At 73.0% G+C, this 16141-nt stretch carries 13 protein-coding genes; 7 read left to right on the top strand and 6 right to left on the bottom strand.

All coding sequences use genetic code 11. From position 1 onward, the window contains the following. Window positions 1–49 precede the first annotated feature (49 nt). Complete coding sequence (locus ABIC29_RS09325) at window positions 50–2002, bottom strand: YhgE/Pip family protein (protein WP_354244681.1); 1953 nt, start codon at window positions 2000–2002, stop codon at window positions 50–52. After that, window positions 1999–4890 (bottom strand): MMPL family transporter, encoded by a 2892-nt coding sequence (locus ABIC29_RS09320; protein ID WP_354244678.1) that lies wholly within the window; start codon window positions 4888–4890, stop codon window positions 1999–2001. The genes ABIC29_RS09325 and ABIC29_RS09320 overlap by 4 nt, the downstream gene beginning before the upstream one ends. Before the next feature lie 130 nt (window positions 4891–5020). Here ABIC29_RS09320 and ABIC29_RS09315 point away from each other — a divergent pair, with 130 nt between their 5' ends. Further along, window positions 5021–5686 carry a TetR/AcrR family transcriptional regulator gene (locus tag ABIC29_RS09315; protein WP_354244675.1) on the top strand — a complete coding sequence of 222 codons (666 nt, stop codon included), beginning with the start codon at window positions 5021–5023 and terminating at the stop codon, window positions 5684–5686. Between the two features lie 27 nt (window positions 5687–5713). Here the strand turns inward: ABIC29_RS09315 and ABIC29_RS09310 are convergent, their stop codons facing one another. After that, a complete protein-coding gene (locus ABIC29_RS09310; RefSeq protein ID WP_116084635.1) occupies window positions 5714–6943 on the bottom strand; it encodes a molybdopterin molybdotransferase MoeA in 1230 nt (409 codons plus the stop codon). 148 nt (window positions 6944–7091) lie between these two features. Here ABIC29_RS09310 and ABIC29_RS09305 point away from each other — a divergent pair, with 148 nt between their 5' ends. The 4 genes from ABIC29_RS09305 to ABIC29_RS09290 are packed head-to-tail and all read left to right on the top strand — an operon-like array spanning window position 7092 to window position 9959. Continuing rightward, entirely contained in the window at window positions 7092–7508 is a 417-nt protein-coding gene (locus ABIC29_RS09305) for a TOBE domain-containing protein (RefSeq protein ID WP_116084638.1), read from the top strand. Next, window positions 7505–8344, top strand: coding sequence for a molybdate ABC transporter substrate-binding protein (gene modA / locus ABIC29_RS09300; protein WP_116084640.1), 840 nt, complete (start codon window positions 7505–7507; stop codon window positions 8342–8344). The genes ABIC29_RS09305 and modA overlap by 4 nt, the downstream gene beginning before the upstream one ends. After that, complete coding sequence (locus ABIC29_RS09295; protein ID WP_199471678.1) at window positions 8344–9162, top strand: ABC transporter permease; 819 nt, start codon at window positions 8344–8346, stop codon at window positions 9160–9162. Before modA ends, ABIC29_RS09295 begins: the two co-directional genes overlap by 1 nt. After that, complete coding sequence (locus tag ABIC29_RS09290; RefSeq protein WP_116084643.1) at window positions 9159–9959, top strand: ABC transporter ATP-binding protein; 801 nt, start codon at window positions 9159–9161, stop codon at window positions 9957–9959. The genes ABIC29_RS09295 and ABIC29_RS09290 overlap by 4 nt, the downstream gene beginning before the upstream one ends. Window positions 9960–10015: 56 nt before the next feature. Here the strand turns inward: ABIC29_RS09290 and ABIC29_RS09285 are convergent, their stop codons facing one another. The 3 genes from ABIC29_RS09285 to ABIC29_RS09275 all read right to left on the bottom strand — a co-directional run bounded on the left by ABIC29_RS09285 (window position 10016) and on the right by ABIC29_RS09275 (window position 12666). Then, on the bottom strand, window positions 10016–10498 hold the full coding sequence (locus ABIC29_RS09285) for a SixA phosphatase family protein (RefSeq protein WP_354244669.1): 483 nt from the start codon (window positions 10496–10498) through the stop codon (window positions 10016–10018). A 113-nt stretch (window positions 10499–10611) separates the two neighbouring features. Further along, a complete protein-coding gene (locus tag ABIC29_RS09280; protein WP_354244666.1) occupies window positions 10612–11568 on the bottom strand; it encodes an arginase family protein in 957 nt (318 codons plus the stop codon). A 102-nt stretch (window positions 11569–11670) separates the two neighbouring features. Then, complete coding sequence (locus ABIC29_RS09275) at window positions 11671–12666, bottom strand: NAD-dependent epimerase/dehydratase family protein (RefSeq protein WP_354244663.1); 996 nt, start codon at window positions 12664–12666, stop codon at window positions 11671–11673. 114 nt (window positions 12667–12780) lie between these two features. On the opposite strand from ABIC29_RS09275, the gene fdhD reads away from it, so the two are divergent. Beyond that, window positions 12781–13665, top strand: a complete 885-nt coding sequence (gene fdhD / locus ABIC29_RS09270) for a formate dehydrogenase accessory sulfurtransferase FdhD (RefSeq protein WP_354244660.1) — start codon at window positions 12781–12783, stop codon at window positions 13663–13665. A gap of 1 nt (window position 13666) precedes the next feature. Then, on the top strand, window positions 13667–15970 hold the full coding sequence (locus ABIC29_RS09265; protein ID WP_116084656.1) for an FdhF/YdeP family oxidoreductase: 2304 nt from the start codon (window positions 13667–13669) through the stop codon (window positions 15968–15970). Window positions 15971–16141 lie beyond the last annotated feature (171 nt).

Below are 16141 nucleotides of genomic sequence, written 5' to 3'. Positions count from 1 at the left end.
CGGGCCGCGTGCACGCTCGGTGCTCGCGACCCGTCGGTCGAGACGTCGGTCAGGCCGCCACGGCCGCGGAGCGCAGGAGCGCACGCACGGTGGTCGTGCGGCGCCTGGCGACCACGATGGTCGTCACGCCGAACGAGAGCACCGCCCAGATCGCGAGGCCGACGAAGGCCGCTCCGACGCCGTCGGTCGAGGTGAGGGCCGAGACCATGCCGTTGTAGGCGGGAGCCGTCGGCAGCAGGCCCGCGACGTCGGCGATCACGCCGGGCACGGTCGAGACGACCCCGGTCGCGACCGTGAGCACGCCCACGAGCGCCGAGACCCATCGGCCCGCTCCGCCGAATGCGGCGATCAGGCCCTGGTTGACGGCGGCGAACGCCACGCCGGCGCCCACGCAGAGCGACGCGAACACGAGCCACTCGCCGACGTCGTACGAGGCGGCGAGCTGCACGACGCCCGCGACGAGCACGCCCTGCAGCGCTCCGAGTGCGGCGGCCGGCGCGAACCCTCGCAGCGCGAGCAGCGCCGACGGCGCACGCGAGGTCAGCGCACGGCGCGAGACGGCCTGCAGCGCCACGAAGGTCGCGAGTCCGCCGAACCAGAGCGCGAGCGTCGCGAGCAGCGGAACGGCGGATGCCCCGAAGAGCGAGTCGCCCACGCCGTCGGCCTCGACCGGGTCGGCCACGACCGAGGCCAGGCTCTGCGCCTCGGAGTCGGTGTACGAGGGCACGGACTCGGATGCGGTGCGCAGGCCGGTCGCGAGCTCGTCGGTGCCGTCGGCGAGCGTCTGCACGCCCGTGGCGAGCGTGCCGGCGCCGGTGGCGAGCTGGTCTGCGCCGGTGCTGAGCTGCGTCGCACCGTCGCCGAGGGCGCGCGCGCCGTCGGCCGACTGCGTGGTTCCGGCGGAGAGCTGGCTGAGCCCGCCGGACAGCTCGTCGGTCTTCGCGGCCATCGTGGTGAGCGCGGTGCTCGTTCCGGAGGTGAGCCCGGCGATGCCGTCAGAGGTGGGAGCCGCGTAGCCGCTGGCCGTGCCGGCGCTCGTCGCGGCGGTGACGGCCTGGCCGGCGGCCGTGGCGACGCTCGCGCAGAACTCCGCCGTGGCGCCCGACGCGGCGCACTGGGCCTGCAGCGCGCCGAGCGACCCGGCAACCACCTTCGTGTCGCGCGCCGCGTCCGCCGCGAACGACGCCGAGGCCTGCGCAGCCCCGACGAGCTCCTGGTTGTTCACGCCGGCCGCCGCCTCCCGCAGCCCGCCGGCGAGCGCACCTGCGCCCGATGCCGACGCGGCCGTGCCCTCGGCGATCGTGTCGAGCCCGCTGCCGAGCGCCCCGGCACCGGTGGCGAGTTCCGCTGCGCCCGAGCCGAGCTGCGTGGCGCCGTCGGGCAGCGCTGCGGCGCCGTCGGCCGCCTGCTGCGCACCGTCGGCGAGCTTCGCGGCACCGTCGGCCGCGGTGCCGAGCTGGGTTCCGAGGTCGGTGAACCCGACGAACACGTTCTCGAGGTAGGTGGTCGAGAGCTGTTCGCCGAGCACGGACGTCGCCGTCTGCGCGACCTGTGCGGTGATGGCGTCGTCGACGACGAGGCTGTCGGGCGGCGTGGCGACCTTGATCGTCGCGCGCTCGGGCGTTCCGCCGGGAGCGGTCGACGTCGCGGCCGCCGAGAAGTTCTCGGGGATCGTGATGACGGCGGCGTAGGTGCCGTCGGCGAGGCCGGCCTCCGCGTCCTCGGTGTTCGAGAGGGTCCACGTGAGGTTCGAGTCGCTCTCGTCGTCGCCTTCGACGAGGCCGGCCGTCAGCTGCCGGCCGAGCGGCACGAGCTGGTCGTCGATGGTGACCGGCTCGTCGTTGTTCACGATGGCCGCGTTGAGCTCGCCGAGGCGCTCGGTGGGGTTGTAGAGCGCGGCGACGAGGATGCCGCCGATCACGACGGGCAGCATGAGCACGCCGATGATCGTGAGCCAGGTGACGGGGCGCTTGGAACGCGCGCGTTCGATGGGGAGGGTCATGCGTTCACCTCGGTGTTCGAGAATGCGGGCGCCGGTGCTGCGGGCGCGGAGAGTTCGATGGCGGCGGCGTCTGGGTGGCCGGCCGCGGCGAGCACGGATCTGGCGCTGTCGGCGTCGGCGGCCGAGATCACGACCGTGACGGATGCCTCGAGCGAGGCGTCCCAGAGCACGGCGGAGAGCCGGTCGCGGGTCGACTGGTCGGTCACGTGATCGAGGCCGTCGACGACGACGATGGCGGTGCGTCCGCGCAGGGCCCGGCGCAGCTCGACGACGGGGTCGTCGGCGTCGGCGAGCAGTGCGACGCCGACGTGCGCCCGCACCCATGCCGAGCGGCCGGGGAGCAGGTGTCCGGCGACGCGGAGGCGACCTCCCGTGGAGTCGATGCGGCCGGCGAGCGTCAGCAGCATCGCACGCGTGGCGATCTCGTCGGGCCCGGCGACGATGAGCGCACCGCCGGGTTCCACGCGCAGGCTCACGCCGTCGAAGACCGTGACGTCGCGCTCGACGAGCGAGAGGTCGGAGGCGACGAGCGCCGCCGTGGTCTGGGGCTCGGGCCAGTCGGCGAGCGCGCGCTCGCGTTCGACCGCCTCGCCCTCGATGTCGAAGTGCGGCAGCAGGCGGTCGAGCCACTTCGGCAGCCACCACGCCTTGTCGCCGAGCAGCGCCATGACGGCGGGCACGAGCGTCATGCGCACGATGAACGCGTCGATCGCGATGCCGACGGCGAGGCCGAGCGCGATGGGCTTGAGCGACGAGTCGCCCTCTGGCACGAATGCGGCGAAGACCGCGAACATGATGACGGCGGCGGCGCTGACGACGCGCGCCGAGGCGGTGAACCCGGAGCGCACGGCGCCGAGCGCGATGTCGCGCGGCTGGCGGCTCGAATGCCCGTCGAGGGCCCGGCGCGCGTGCACGTAGTCCTCGCGCATGCGGCTGACGAGGAACACCTGGTAGTCCATCGCGAGTCCGAACAGCACGCCCATGGCGACGATCGGCATGAAGCTGATGATCGGCCCGACCTTCGTGACGTGCAGCAGGTCGGCGCCCCAGCCCCACTCGAACACCGCGGCGACGACGCCGAAGGCGGCGACGACCGAGAGCAGGTAGCCGGCGGCGGCGGTGATGGGCACCCAGATCGAGCGGAACACGATCGCGAGCAGGATCAGCGAGAGGCCGACGACGAACAGGCCGAACGGCACGAGCGCCGCGCCGAGGCGGTCGGAGATGTCGATCGCGACGGCGGTGAAGCCGGTGACCTTGAGGTCGACGCCGTACTCGTCGAGGAAGTGGTCGTGCAGTCCGCGCAGCTCGCGCACGAGGTCGGCCGTGGCCGGGTCGTCGGGCGCGGTGGTCGGGATCACCTGCACGATGCCCGTGTCGGCGGTCTCGTTCGGGGTCGCGAGGGCGACCGTCTCGACGCCGGGCAGCGTCGAGATCTCGTCGCCGAGGTCCTCCATGAGGCCGAGCGGGTCGGTCGAGGTCACGATCGTGCCGGTGAGCACGAGCGGTCCGTTGAACCCGGGCCCGAAGTGCTCGGCGACGAGGTCGTACGACACGCGGGCAGGGTCGTCCTTCGGCAGCATGCCGGCGTTCGGCAGCGCGAGCGCGAGGCTGCCGGCCGGGATCGCGATGAGGCCGAGGCCGAGCACGACGGCCACGGTCGTGACGATCGGATGCCGCGTCACGAGTCCGACCCAGCGCGAGGCGAATCCGGGGCGGGCGGTGGCGACCGCAGGGGCTTCGGGCGAGGCGCCGGATGCCGCGGGAGGCTCGCCTGCGGACGGACGGCCGGCTGCGGCATCCGCACCCTGCTGCGCGGCGCGCTGCTGCTTCGCCCGGCGACGGCCGCGCGGCTCGCGGCGCTTCCATCCGACGACGCGGCCCTTGACGAACCCGAGGAACGCCGGGGTGAGGGTGATCGCGACGAGCACGGCGATCGCGACCGAGACGGCGGCGGCGATGCCCATGACCGTGAGGAAGGGGATGTTCGCGAAGCCGAGGCCGATGAGCGCGATGAGCACCGTGATGCCCGCGAACACGACGGCGGAGCCGGCCGTGCCGGTCGCGCGCGCCGCGGATTCCTCTGGATCCTCGCCGGCTCTCACCTGGTCCTGATGTCGGGCCATGATGAACAGCGCGTAGTCGATGCCGACCGCGAGTCCGAGCATGAGCGCGAGCAGCGGGGTCGTCGACGAGATGGTCGCGAACGCCGTCGAGAGCATGATGAGCGAGAGCGAGAGGGCGACGCCGATGATCGCCGATGCGAGCGGGAGCCCGGCCATCGCGATCGACCGGAACGTCACGATGAGCACGAAGAGCGCGATGAGCAGGCCGACGCCCTCGGTCAGCGTGATGCCGGGTACGGAGACGGCGAAGAGGTCGCCGCCGAGCACGACCTGCGAGCCCTCCGGCAGCGTCGCGCCGAGCTCGTCGGTCATCTCGTGGAGCTCGACCTTCGTCGCCTCGGGCACGTCGGTGGCCTGTCCGTCGAACTGCAGGCGCACGAGCGCGGCCGTCTCGTCGTCGGAGATGAGCCCCGAGACCATCTCGTCGTACGGGTCGGTGACGGCGAGCACGCCGTCGAGCCCCTCGATGTCGGAGATCGTCTGCTCGATGCCGGTCGTGAACGCCTCGTCCTCGACGCTCGAGCCGTCGGGCGCGACGACGATGAACTGCGCGCTCGTGCCGCTCGCCGCCGGGAACGAGCGGTTCAACTGTTCGAGGCCAGCCTGGGCCTCGGTGCCCGGGATCGTGAAGCTGTTGCTCGTGCCCTTGCCGAAGAGGGCGAACGCACCGCCCGCGATGACCAGCAGGAGCAGCCACGAGACGAGCACGCGCCACGGGTGGCGGAACGACCAGCGGCCGAGCGAGTAGAGCAGAGTGGACAAGGCAGCGCCTCCGAGCCGGATGTCAGGACAGTTCGATACAGCGCTGTATCCGATACGTAGTTGTATCGTAGAACGGTGACGGCTCGCAAACCTGTGGCCTTCATGTGAATACGGGGGTTGAATGGCAGCCATGGTCGAATCCGCCACGACGGCGACGCGCAGTCGCGAGAACACGCGACGCAAGCTCCTCGACGCCGCAGCCCAGGTCTTCGCCGAGGTCGGGCTCGCCGCGGCATCCGTCGAGGCCGTCTGCGATCGCGCCGGCTTCACGCGCGGTGCGTTCTACTCGAACTTCGAGTCGAAGGACGAGTTGTTCCTCGAGCTCGCGGGTCGCGTCACGCGCGGCCGGGTCGACGCGGTGACCGCGCGCGTCGCCGAGCTCGAGGGCGACGGCGCGTTCGCCTCGAACCACATCGACGTCTTCGAGATCCTCGACCAGGTGCTCGACGTCTCGGCCGACGATCGGCTCGGCGTGCTCCTCATGAGCGAGATCCGCATCCACGCACTCCGGAACCCGGCGATGGCCTCGGCCTACCTCGAGCAGGAGGCCGAGATGCAGCGGAGCGTCGCCCAGATCGTCACCGACATCGGGCGCGCCAAGGGCATCACGTTCCGCGTCTCGGCACTCGAGGCGGCGCGCGTGATGCTGCTCGTGTGGGAGGGCAGCGCCGTGCGCGCCGCCATCGCCGGCGACAGCGCCGACCGCATCCACCGCTCGACGAGCTCGGAGCTCGCGCTCGTCGCCCAGCTCGTCATCGACGACCCGGCGACGACCTCCGAAGACGAAGAGGAGTAGCGGCGGCCGCCACGGTGGCCGGATCGGTCAGAGCTCGACGGCCTCCACGACCTCGCCGGCAGCGAGCGCGGTGACGTCCTCGGGCACCACGATCAGCAGGTCGGATGCCGCGAGCGCCGCCACGAGATGCGACCCGGGTCCGCCGACGAGCACCGCCCGACCCTCGTCGTCTCGCCGTCCGCGCAGGAACTGGCGCCGTCCGGCGACCGATACCAGCGGCTCCGCCAGGGGGAGCGAGACGACGGATGCCGCGGGCAGCCCGGCGATCGCCCGCAGGGTCGGCGCGACGAAGAGCTCGAACGAGAGCTGCGCGCTCACCGGGTTGCCCGGGAACCCGATCACCGGCATGCCGCGGTAGGCGGCCGCGGCCTGCGGACCGCCCGGCTGCATGGCGACCGCGCCCACCCATGCGCCGAGCGGCTCGAGCAGCTCGCGCACGACCTCGTAGGCGCCCTTCGAGATGCCGCCGCTCGTGATCACGAGTTCGGCGCCGGCCTCGCGCGCCGCGTCGAGCTCGGCGCGCAGGCGTTCGACGTCGTCGCGCACGCGCGCCTCGCGCACGACGAGGGCCCCGGCGGCCCGGACGGCCGCGGCGAGCGCGATGCCGTTCGCGTCGGGGATCTCGCCGGCTCCGAGTTCGGCGCCGGGTGCGACGAGCTCGCTCCCGGTGCTGACGACGGCGACGCGCACGCGCTCGCGCACGAGCAGTTCGGCCAGGCCGGATGCCGCGGCCGCGGCGAGGTGACGCGATCCGAGCTTCAGCCCGGGCGGCAGCACGTCGTCGCCCGCCGCGAGGTCGGAGCCGGCCTCGCGCACGTAGTCGCCCGCGGCACGCGCGACGAGGATGCGCACCGCGCCCCCGTCGCCGCCTGCGGGCTCCGTGTCCTCGACCGGCTCGGTGTCCTCCACCGGCACGACGGCATCGGCGCCCTCCGGCACCTGCGCGCCGGTCATGATGCGCACGGCGGTTCCGGGCGCGAGCACCGCCGGCGTCCCGGGCGCCGCAGCGACCTCGCCCGCGACGGGCAGCGTCACCGGGGCGGTCGCCGCGCCCGCGACATCCGAGGCCCGCACGGCGAAGCCGTCCATCTGCGCATTGCGGAACGGCGGCAGCGCGATGGGCGACTCGACGGGCGCGGCCGTGATGCGGCCGAGCGCGTCGGCGACGGCGACCCGTTCGGTGGGCCGCGCGCCGAGGCCCGAGAGCAGCGAGCGCACGAACGAGGCGTGCTCCTCGACGCTCGAGCGCGCGCTCATCGACGCACGCCCGTCGAACGGCCTTCGGTGGGGGCGGCAGGCATGCTGGTCATCCCCCGATTCTCGCAGGCGAGCGACGGACCGCGCATGCCGACCGCCTGATCCGCGGATGCAGTAGCGTGGAAGTTCCGCGAATACGGGAGGAATCATGACGCAGTTCCGCATCAGCGAGGCCGCCGCGCTGCTCGGGGTGAGCGACGACACCGTACGCCGCTGGGCCGAGCAGGGTCGCCTCACCCTCTCGCGCGGCGCGAACGGCATGCAGGTCGTCGAGGGCGTCGAACTCGTCGGGCTCATGGCCGAGCACGCGGGCGGCAGCGCGCTGGCCGACGCCTTCCCGCTCGCGCGCACCTCGGCCCGCAACCACTTCATCGGCCTCGTCACCGCCGTGCACCGCGACGGCGTCATGGCGCAGGTCGAGCTGCAGGCCGGGCCGTTCCGGGTCGTCTCACTCATGAGTCGCGAGGCCGCCGACGAACTCGGCCTCGAACCCGGAGTGCTCGCCGCGGCGAGCGCGAAGGCCACCGTCGTCTCGATCGAACTGCCCAGGGGAGCCACCGCATGACCCGCAGCCGACGCACGACGTCGACGCTCGGCACCGCCGTGCTCCTCGCCTTCGCCCTCGGGGGCTCGCTCACGGCGTGCGCCTCGAGCGGCACCGGAGACGACGGCCAGAACGCCCCGGCCGCCACCGGCCCCACGACGCAGAACCTCGACGCGGCCGAGGTCACCGTGCTCGCGGCTGCGTCGCTCACCGAGGCCTTCGACGACCTCGCGACGCAGTTCGAGGCAGCCAACCCGGGTGTCGAGATCACCGTGAGCTACGGCGGCAGCGGCGCGCTCGCGACCCAGATCATCGAGGGCGCCCCGGCCGACGTGTTCGCCTCGGCGGCCGAGCCGCCCATGCAGCAGGTCGTCGACGCCGGGCTCGCGACCGATCCGCAGGTCTTCGCCACGAACACGCTCGAGCTCGTCGTCCCGGCCGGCAACCCCGCCGGCGTCACCGGCCTCGCCGACCTGTCGAACGCCGACCTGCGCATCGCGCTCTGCGACGAGTCGGTGCCGTGCGGCGCGGCATCCGCGAAGCTCCTCGCGAACGAGGGCATCACGGCGGCACCCGACACGCTCGAGTCCGACGTCAAGGCCGTGCTCACCAAGGTCTCCCTCGGCGAGGTCGACGCGGCGCTCGTCTACCGCACCGACGTCCTGTCGGCCGGCGACGACATCGAGGGCATCGAGGTTCCCGCCGCGGCCGACGTGGTGAACCGCTACCCGATCGCGGCGATCTCGGGCGACGCCACCGGCGCCGCCGAGGCGCAGGCCGCGGCCGCCTTCGTCGCGTTCGTGGCGGGCGATGCCGGGCGCGCCACGCTCGACGAACACGGCTTCGGCGCCCCGTAGTGGCACGAGCAGCGGCACGCGGCACCGGGCGACTCGCCTGGCCGATCACGGCGATCGCCGTCGTGGCGGTCGCGGTGCTCGTGCTGCCACTCGTCGCGCTCGTGGTGCGGGCGCCATGGGCCGACCTGCCGACGCTGCTCGCGAGCAGCTCCGTGCTCGAGGCCCTGGTGCTCTCGTTCACCACGGCCGTGCTCGCGACGGCGATCTGCCTCGTGCTCGGCGTCCCGCTCGCCCTGCTCGTCGCGCACGCCGAGTCGTGGTCCGCGATCCCCCGGCGGCTGCTGCGGGCCGCGGTCACGGTCCCCCTCGTGCTGCCGCCCGTCGTCGGCGGCATCGCGCTGCTCGTGCTGCTCGGCCGTCGCGGACTCATCGGGCAGTGGCTCGATGAGCTGTTCGGCATCACGATCCCCTTCACGACGGGCGCCGTCGTCATCGCGCAGGTCTTCGTCGCCCTGCCGTTCCTCGTGTTCGCGGTCGAGGGCGCGCTGCGGTCCTCCGATCGGCGCACCGAACTGGCCGCGGCCACGCTCGGCGCATCGCGTTGGCAGGTGTTCCGCCACGTGACCCTGCCGCTCGTCGCCCCCGGCGTCGCGGCGGGCGGGGTGCTCTGCTTCACGCGCGCGCTCGGCGAGTTCGGCGCGACCATCACCTTCGCGGGCTCCCTCCCCGGCACCACCCGCACCCTCCCGATCGCGAGCTACCTCGCGATGCAGACCGACCCCGACGAGGCCGTCGCCCTCGCCCTCCTGCTCCTCGCGGTCTCGGTGCTCGTGCTGCTGACCCTCCGCGACCGATGGCTCCCCGGGGCGACCGCATGAGCGTCGACCCTCGAGCGCCGGATGCCGCGGGCGGCCGCCCCGGCGACGACGGCCGCGCCGCGGATCCCGCCGGCCGCAGCGACGCCGGCCGCCCCGGCCTCCGCGTCGACATCGCGCTGAGCTACGGTGCGACGCGCATCGCCGCCGCCTTCGACGTGCGGCCGGGACATCCGCTCGCGATCATCGGACCGAACGGCGCCGGCAAGTCGAGCCTGCTCGCCGCCATCGCCGGACTGGTGCCGCTCGACGCCGGCGAGATCTCGATCGGCCGGCGCCGCGTCGACGCGCTGCCGTCGGAGCGCCGGCGCGTCGGCATGGTGTTCCAGGACTACGTGCTGTTCCCCCACCTGACCGTGCGCGACAACGTCGCGTTCGCGGCACGCATGCGCGGCTCTCGCGCCGCGGCACGCGAGGCCGCCCGCCCCTGGCTCGAACGCTACGACCTCGTGACGCTGGCCGATCGCCTGCCGTCTGAGCTCTCGGGCGGCCAGCGCCAACGCGCGGCGCTCGCGCGGGCCCTCGCGGCAGAGCCCGACGTGCTGCTGCTAGACGAGCCGATGTCCGCGCTCGACGTCGAGGTGCGCGCCGAGATGCGCGACGAACTCGCCACGCACGTGCGCGACTTCGGCGGCGCGACCGTGCTCGTCACGCACAGTCCGGCCGACGCGGCACGGCTCGCCGACGCCGTGCTCGTGCTCGAGGGCGGGCGGGTCACCCAGCGCGGCACGCTCGAGGCCATTCGCGCCGCCCCGGCGACGCCGTACGTGCGACGCCTGCTCGCGGCATCCGACGACTGACCGCTCGTCCAGCCCGAGCCCGCGTGCCGGCGCGGCGATCGAGCCCTGAGGCTTGCCTACCGCGGCGTGTCGAACCTCGTCGCGACCGGCGCCTGGAACTCGAGCTCGGCCCACTCGTCGACGTCGAAGTCGAGCTCGAGCACCGCGCACGTGGGCATCTCGCCGATCGACCCGGTGAGGTCGTACGCGAGGTCGGCCATGCCGGGGTTGTGGGCGACGATCATGGCCCGCCCGAGCGCGTCGTCGAGCTCGCCGACCACGCGCAGGATCGTCTGCGGCGACGAGCCGTACAGGCGTTCGTCGAGCTCGACGGATGCCGCGTCGAGCCCGAGCTCGCGCGCGATGAGCTTCGCCGTGGTCTGCGCCCGAAGTGCGGTGCTCGACCGGATCGCGTCGGGAACCGATCCGCGCTCGCGCAGCCGCGCCCCCATCGCGGGAGCGTCGCGAAGCCCCCGGTCGTTCAGCGGCCGATCGTGGTCGGCGAGGCCCGGCTGGCCCCAGTCGGACTTCGCGTGGCGCACGAGCATCAGCGTCTTCATGCGCCGAGTCTGCCACCGGTGACCGTCGACCGCACGGGAGCCGCTCAGCCGACCGTCGGCGGCCGAGCCGCGCTTCCGCGGTGAGGCGCGCCGCCCCTCCGTCCGACCTGCGATCAGCCGGCCGACGCCCCGCGAGCCGCGAGCCCGGCCGCGAACTCGAGCACGCACAGCGCCGCGAGCCGCACCGTGCGCTGGTCTGCGGCATCCGTCGTCGCGTCGATCTCGACGAGGTCGGCGCTGCGCACCCGGGCGTCGGATGCGGCGGCGCGAACGAGCGCGCGAAGCTCCCACGCCGCGAGGCCGCCCGGGACCGAGGCGGGGCAGGCCGGTGCCACCGAGCGGTCGCAGACGTCCACGTCGACGTCGAGGTGCACCGGCCCGCCGGCCGAACCGGCGATCGCGAGCGCCTCGGCCATCACCTCGGCGGGCGATCGGCGATGCAGTTCGTCGCGGTGGATCACGGTGATGCCCAGGTCGGCGGCCCTGCGCGCGTACGCCGCGGAGTTCGCGAAGTCGGCGATGCCGATCTGCACGATGCGCCCCGGGTCGAGCCCGGCTTCGACGAGCCTCCGCACGGGGGAGCCGTTCGAGATGCCGTCGCGCAGGTCGTAGTGCGCGTCGATCGTGACGAGTCCGGCGCGGCCGAGGTCCGCGCCCCACGCCCCGAGCGCCGTCGCCACGGTCACCGAGTTGTCGCCGCCGAGCGCGATGAGCGCTCGCGCGCGGCCCAGCGCCCCGGCGACCGCCACGGTGGTGCGGGCCTCGCCCTCGGGTCCGTCGGGCTCGTCGACGTCGCCGGCATCGGCGATCGCGAGCCGGCCCCCGTCGCGACCGTCGAGATCGACCACGACATCGCCGTGCGAGCGATCGGGCACGAGCGCGGGGCTGTACCGTCTCAGTGCCTCACGGATCGCGGCCGGCGTCGCGTGCGCGTTCGTCGGCGAGAGCGAGGTGCGCCAGGCCGGAACCCCCAGGATCGCCAGGTCCACGGATGCCGCGGCGGGCGTCTCGTCGAGCGCGGGCCAGGCGCCGGCACGCGGCCAGCCGGGGTCGTGCGAAAGCGTGGACATGCCAGCACGCTACCGATCGCACGGGCTCGCGGGCGCGGCATCCGCGCCGGTTCTCGTCTGTGATCCCGGACGAGCACCCGAGCTGGGCCCCGCGTAACCCCCTCAGCCCCGCAGCAGCCCGAGGAGCTCCCGCTCGCGCTCGGCGGACAGCCCGGCTCCGCGCTCGCGGTCGAGGCCCTGCCCGCGCTCCCAGGCGAGCGTCTCGTCGAGCAGTTGCCCGAGGGGACGCAACGTGAGCCCGGCCAGCTTGGCGGCGGCGTTCGACCGGTCGAGGAAGCCGCCCCATTCGGGGTCGCGGATCCAGAGCGGCATGGACTCGGGTCCCGACCACTCCGCGACGCCCTGCTCGGCGAGCCACTCAGGTCGTGCGGCGACGACCTCGCCGTCGTAGCCGGCGACCGCGTTCGCGGTCTCGAGCCACCCGCCGAAGGTGCCCCGGTCGCCGACGGCGTTGAAGGCGCCCGTCGCCCCGCGCTCGACCGAGTCGAGCGTGAAGCGCACGAGGTCGTCGACGTGGATCGCCTGCGCGGCCGCCTCGAGCACATCGGGCACGAGCACCGGCCCTCCGTCGCGTGCCGCTCGGGCCGCCCGAGCCACCCAGTACCCGCTCCGGCCGGAGGCATCGCCGGGCCCGGCGATGAGCCCCGGCCTGATCGTCAGCGACCGTTCGCCGAACGCCTCGCGATACGCCCGCTCGATCGCGGACTTCGCCTCGCCGTACGTCTCGGGCGTGGACTCGTCGGATTCGAGCGGCGGCAGGAGGGTCACGCCTTCGACGGCGCCCGGCTCGTCCTGCGCCGCGTACACGTTGCACGAGGAGATGAACGCCATGCGCCCCACGACGCCGACGAGCGCCGCCGCGGCCGCTCGTGCGTGACCCGGCTGGCGCGTCACGTCGATCGCGGCGTCCCACTCGCGACCCGCGACCTCCGCGTACGCACCGGGTTCGGAACGGTCGGCGCGCACGAGCTCGGTGCCCTCGGCGACCGCACCGGCCTCGCCCCTTGCGAGGCACACGACCCGATGGCCCCGCGCGACCGCCTCCCCCGCGAGCGTGCGTCCGAGCCATTGCGTGCCGCCGAGGATGAGCAGGTCCATTCCGTCATCCCACCACAGCGACGGCGGCGGGAACACCCGTGTTCACGCTCCGCGAACCGAACGATTCGGCTCGCATGGCAGCCTGCGCACGGAAGACCGTGATAGGCAGGGAGCATGGGCAGGATCACCGCACGGAAGCGGGTCACTCGAATCACGGTCGGCGGTCGCACGACCCGCCGCGACGACCTCCTCGCGGTCGAGGAGCCGCTCGAGATCCGCGTCGGCCGCGCCCCGCTCGCCGTCACCATGCGCACGCCGGGGCACGACGTCGACCTCGCAGTGGGCTTCCTCGTCTCCGAGGGCGTCATCTCCCGCGGCGACCAGGTCGCCGCGGCGATCCACTGCGCCGGGCCCGACGGTGAGAACACCTTCAACGTGCTCGATCTCACCCTCGCGACGGGCGTGCCGCAGCCGGATGCCTCGGCCCGACGCGACCTCTACATCTCGAGCTCCTGCGGGGTCTGCGGCAAGGCCAGCATCGACGCGGTGCACACCCGCACGGCGCACCCCGTCGCAGACGCCGACCTGCGCGTGGATCCCGAACTGCTCATCCGGCTCCCCGACCGACTGCGCGCCGGGCAGGAGATCTTCGAGAAGACCGGAGGCCTGCACGCGGCCGCCCTCTTCGACGCCCGCACCGGCGAGATGATCGTGCTCCGCGAGGACGTCGGCCGGCACAACGCCGTCGACAAGGTCATCGGCTGGGCGACCCGCGAGGGCCTCCTCCCCCTCCGCGGACTGGTGCTGCAGGTGTCGGGTCGGGCGAGCTTCGAACTCACGCAGAAGGCCTCGATGGCCGGCATCCCCGTGCTCGCCGCGGTCTCGGCTCCGTCGTCGCTCGCCGTCGAGCATGCAGCGGATGCCGGCATCACCCTGGTCGGTTTCCTGCGCGGGGACTCGATGGTCGTCTACGCCGGCGCCGAGCGCATCGTCGCCGACTCGGCCGCGCCCACGGCCGACCCGGCCGAGCAGCTCGTCGAGCACACGACGGCGGACTGACATGACGACCGAACGCTCGCTCGACCCGAACGCCGCCCCCGACCTGTATCCCGACCTCGCCGTCGGGCATGCCAAGACCTGGGCCGTCGGCGCCCCCGGCATCCTGCACTCGATGGAGCCGGCGCTCAGCGGCATGGGCCTCGCGCGCACCGCACGGCTCGCCCTGGCGATCAACCAGAAGGACGGCTTCGACTGCATGAGCTGCGCGTGGCCCGATCCCGGCCACCGCAACGTGCTCGAGTTCTGCGAGAACGGCATGAAGGCCACCACCTGGGAGGCGACGCCGATCACCGTGCCGCGTTCGTTCTGGGCCGAGCACTCGCTGACCTCGCTGCTCGACCGCGGCGAGTACTGGCTCGGCCAGCAGGGGCGCCTCACCGAGCCCGTCCACAAGGCGGCGGGTTCCGATCACTACGAACCGATCTCATGGGATGCCGCGTTCGGCCTCGTCGCGCAGCACCTGAACGCCCTCGACTCGCCCGACCGCGCGGCCTTCTACACGAGCGGCCGCGCGTCGAACGAAGCCGCCTTCCTCTACCAGCTCTTCGTCCGCGCCCTCGGAACGAACAACCTGCCCGACTGCTCGAACATGTGCCACGAGTCGACGGGCACCGCGCTCGGCCAGACGATCGGCATCGGCAAGTCGACCATTGCCTACGACGACTTCGGCAAGGCCGATCTCGTGATCGTCATGGGACAGAACCCCGGCACGAACCATCCGCGCATGCTCACCGCCCTCGAGGAGACGAAGCGCAACGGCGGACGCGTGGTCTCGGTGAACGTCCTCCCAGAGGCTGGACTCGTTCGATACAAGAATCCGCAGAAGGTGCGCGGGCTCATCGGCAAGGGCACCGTCATGGCCGACCGCTTCCTGCAGATCCGCGCCGGCGGCGACATGGCGCTGCTCCAAGCCGTGTCCAAGCGCGTGCTCGACGCCGAGGCCGCCGCTCCCGGCACCGTGCTCGACCACGCATTCCTCGCGGAGCATACGATCGGGCTCGACGAGCTGCAGGAGCATCTCTCGTCACTCGATGACGCTGCCGTCGCCGCGGCCACTGGCCTGCCCGTCGAGGAGATCGACGCGCTCGCGGCCGAGTACCTCGCCGCCGACCGGGTCATCATCACCTGGGCCATGGGCCTGACCCAGCAGAAGAAGGGCGTCGCGACGATCAAGGAGATCGTCAACCTACTGCTCCTCCGCGGCAACATCGGCAAGCCGGGCGCGGGAGCCTCGCCGATCCGCGGGCACAGCAACGTGCAGGGCGACCGGACCATGGGCATCTGGGAACGCATGCCCGAGAGCTTCCTCTCGGCGCTCGAGCGCGAGTTCGCCTTCCCGGTGCCGCGCCGGCACGGAGCGGATGCGCTGCAGACGGTGCACGGACTCCGCGACGGCGAGATCGACGTGTTCGTGGCGCTCGGCGGCAACTTCGTCGGCGCGATCTCGGACACCGCCGTCGCCGAGGCGGCGATGCGCGGCGCGAAGCTCACCGTGCAGGTCTCGACGAAGCTCAACCGCTCGCACGTGGTGACGGGGGAAGAGGCGCTGATCCTGCCGACGCTCGGACGCACCGAGATCGACCTGCAGCAGACGGGGCCGCAGTTCGTGTCCGTCGAGGACAGCGTCTGCGCCGTGCATGCGAGCCACGGAGCCATCCCGCCCGTCGCCGACGGGCTGCTCTCCGAGATCGCCATCGTCTGCCGGCTCGCGGACGCGACGCTCGGCGCACGCCACGACCTCCCTTGGCGCGAGTTCGAGGCGGACTACGACCGGATCCGCGACCGCATCGCGCGTGTGGTGCCCGGCTTCGCGACCTTCAACGTGGACGTCCGCCGCAAGGGCGGCTTCATCCTGCCGAACGGCCCGCGCGACGAACGCCGCTTCGACACCGTCACCGGCAAGGCCATGATCACGGTGAACGAGCTCGAGCACATCGAACGGCCGGCCGGGCGCCTGATCCTCCAGACGCTTCGGTCGCATGACCAGTTCAACACCACGATCTACAGCCTCAACGACCGGTACCGCGGCATCAAGAAGGGACGCGACGTCGTGTTCGTGCATCCCGACGACCTGCTCGAGCTCGGCCTCGCGGCCGGCGACCGGGTCGACGTGGTGAGCGAATGGCCAGGACAGCCCGATCGCGTGCTGGCGAACCAGCGACTCGTGTCGTATCCGACGGCCCGCGGTTGCGCGGCCGCCTACTACCCCGAGGCGAACGTGCTGGTGCCGCTCGAGAGCGCGGCCGAGGATTCGAACACGCCGGTCTCGAAGGCTGTGATCGTACGCCTCGAGCCGCGGCGCTGACCTCGGCGCGAGCGCTCCTGAACGCACGAAGGGCCGACCCGTTGCACGGGTCGGCCCTTCTTCCGGCTCTTCACCGGGTGTGTTAAATGCGAAGAGCCGCCCACGTGGTGGGCGGCTCTTCGGGAATGGTTGTCCGGCGGTGTCCTACTCTCCCACAGGGTCCCCCCTGCA

Origin of the sequence: Agromyces sp. PvR057 (assembly GCF_040547485.1) — a bacterium.
Taxonomy (GTDB): Bacteria; Actinomycetota; Actinomycetes; order Actinomycetales; family Microbacteriaceae; genus Agromyces.
The sequence above is the reverse complement of the archived record's forward strand: the minus strand, read 5'-3'. Positions and strand labels throughout refer to the sequence as shown.